This is a genomic window from Occallatibacter sp., from assembly GCF_049802275.1.
Taxonomy (GTDB): domain Bacteria; phylum Acidobacteriota; class Terriglobia; order Terriglobales; family Acidobacteriaceae; genus Telmatobacter.
This window is the reverse complement of the sequence record NZ_JBARMD010000153.1, coordinates 1-2,491: the sequence shown is the minus strand read 5'-3', so window position 1 is coordinate 2,491 and position 2,491 is coordinate 1. Positions and strand designations below refer to the sequence as shown.

5 protein-coding genes are annotated in these 2,491 nt (G+C 57.3%); all 5 read right to left on the bottom strand.

The features are described 5' to 3' along the window. On the bottom strand, window positions 1-184 hold a 184-nt coding region (rplW, locus tag WA354_RS04925; RefSeq protein WP_472811894.1), incomplete at its 3' end, for a 50S ribosomal protein L23. After that, on the bottom strand, window positions 184-852 hold the full coding sequence (gene rplD, locus WA354_RS04920) for a 50S ribosomal protein L4 (RefSeq protein ID WP_472811893.1): 669 nt from the start codon (window positions 850-852) through the stop codon (window positions 184-186). The genes rplW and rplD, both read right to left, overlap by 1 nt. Before the next feature lie 113 nt (window positions 853-965). Next, complete coding sequence (rplC, locus tag WA354_RS04915; protein ID WP_472811892.1) at window positions 966-1,691, bottom strand: 50S ribosomal protein L3; 726 nt, start codon at window positions 1,689-1,691, stop codon at window positions 966-968. Between the two features lie 129 nt (window positions 1,692-1,820). Beyond that, window positions 1,821-2,138, bottom strand: a complete 318-nt coding sequence (rpsJ, locus tag WA354_RS04910) for a 30S ribosomal protein S10 (protein WP_348264174.1) — start codon at window positions 2,136-2,138, stop codon at window positions 1,821-1,823. 79 nt (window positions 2,139-2,217) lie between these two features. Further along, on the bottom strand, window positions 2,218-2,491 hold a 274-nt coding region (locus WA354_RS04905), incomplete at its 5' end, for an EF-Tu C-terminal domain-related protein (RefSeq protein WP_472811891.1).

Genomic DNA, 2,491 nt, shown 5'->3' with positions numbered 1-2,491 from the left:
CCACCACATTCGCAGTCCTCACCGCGGCCACCTTCACCTTGAAGAGAGCCTCGACCGCCTGCTTCACTTCGATCTTCGAAGCATCCGGAGCAACGTCAAACACCAACGTGCCCTCGGTTTCCTTTACGCTCAGACCCTTTTCCGTAATCAGGGGCCGGCGAATTACTGTATAAAGACTCGGCATTATGCGGCCTCCGTCTGCGCAGCATTGCGCTTCGAAACGCTCTTCACGAGAGACTCTGTCAACTGCTCGATCGCAGCTTTGGAGAAAATCGCCCGCTCATACCGAAGCAGATCGTAGGGGTGCACTTCGTTGTTGAGTACCAGCTCGACACCCTTGAGATTGCGCGCACCCAGCATCAATGCCTGCGAAAGCGTCTTGCCGTTTTCGACAATCAGAGCCGTACGCGTCACGTCGAGCTTGTCCAGCGCCTGACGATAGAGCTTGGTCTTGCCCTCTTTGATTTCCAGCGTGTCAACTACAGTGAGCTTGCCATCCGCCAGCTTCGATGCCAGCGCAGAACGCAGCGCACCTTGCAGCTTCTTGCGCGGAAACGCATAGTCATAGCTGCGTGGTTGAGGTCCGTGCACGGTGTAACCATGCCGCCACAGGGGCGAGCGAACAGAGCCGATACGAGCGCGGCCGGTGCCTTTCTGCTTCCACAGCTTCTTGCCGGAACCAGCGACTTCAGTGCGGCTCTTGGTCTTGTGCGTGCCCTGACGCATGGAAGCGCGATAGTGCTTTACCGCTTCCCACAGCAGAGCCTCGTTGACCTGGCCATAAACTGAATCGGCCAGTTCGAGCGAGCCCACCTTTTCGCCGTTCAGATTTACAACATCTACGTTTGCCATTGTCTTCTTCTTCCGCCGGACTTGCATCCGGCTCTGAATCTCTTCCGTCGACATCTTCCAGCCGACCCTCAATCTCAAGCGCCGCAAGGCGCAATCACCCGCACCAGAGGTGCCTACTTGCGCTTTGCGGTTGCCTTCTTCGAAGCCTTCAACGGATCGACCGTGCTCGAGCCGGCAAATCCACGACGCTCGCGCGGCGGAGTCTTAGCCTTCGAAATCAGCACGTATCCTTCACGCGATCCTGGAACCGCGCCTTCAACCATCAGCAAATTCTCTTCAAGATCGATGCCGCGAATACGCAGATTGCGAACTGTGATCTGCGCTGCGCCCATGTGACCTGGCATTCTCTGCCCTGGGAACACGCGCGACGGAAAGCTGGATGCACCAATCGAACCCTGCACCTGGAACATATGTCCGTGCGACTTCGGTCCGCCGCCAAACTTGTGCCGGCGAACGACGCCAGCAAATCCGCGGCCCTTCGAAGTGCCGATCACATCCACAAATTTCGCATCCTGGAAGATATCAACCAGCACACGGTCGCCAGCCTTGGTTTGAACTTCGCCGTCCGGAGAGGCTTCAACATCGACTTCCTTAATGACCTTGACCGGGGGCGCTTCAGTCTTCGCGAAGTGGCCAGCCTGCGGCTTGGTCACATTCTTGGTCTTGATGAATTCCACCAGGCCGATTTGGGCGGCGTCATAGCCGTCCTTGGCCAATGTCTTCAACTGCGTGATCACGCAAGGGCCAGCCTGCAGCACCGTAATCGGGTGCACATCGCCCTTCTCGTCGAAAACCTGCGTCATGCCGATCTTTTTTCCCAGAATCCCTGTGACTGCCATATCTTCCTCGCCTCATCATGCAAAGCACTTGACTCTGCACTGCCGGGGTCCTTCCGGACCTTTTTACTGCTTCGCGTTAGCCTGCAAGCCTTGTGCGCCGCAAAGCGCGGATGGCCGCACCGCAAGTGCCTACTTTTCGAACGCCTTGATCTCGACGTCTACGCCGGCCGGAAGATCGAGCTTCATCAGCGCGTCCACGGTCTGTTGCGTCGGTTCAAGAATGTCGATCAGCCGTTTGTGCGTGCGAATCTCGAACGCCTCGCGCGACTTCTTGTCCACGTGCGGCGAACGCAGCACGCAGTACTTGTTCTTGATCGTCGGCAACGGAATCGGACCCGCCACCGTCGCTCCGGTGCGCTTGGCCGTTTCAACAATCTCGCCGGTCGAGGTATCCAGCACGCGATAGTCGTATGCCTTCAACCGAATTCGAATCCTTTGACCTACCATTGGCTTCCTTCCAGTGTTCAGGTTTCAGGTGTCAGGGATCAGTTTTTGCTGACCCCTGAACTCTGAATCCCGATCCCTGCTACTTAATGATTTCGCTGATCGCGCCTGCGCCTACCGTGCGTCCGCCTTCGCGGATGGCAAACCGCAGACCCTTTTCCATGGCTACCGGTGTAATCAGTTCGATCACCAGCTCCACGTTGTCGCCCGGCATCACCATCTCCGTGCCTTCGGGCAACTCCGCCACTCCCGTCACGTCTGTCGTGCGGAAGTAGAACTGCGGACGATAGCCCTTGAAGAACGGTGTATGACGGCCGCCTTCTTCCTTGCTCAACACGTAAACCGTGCCCTTGAAC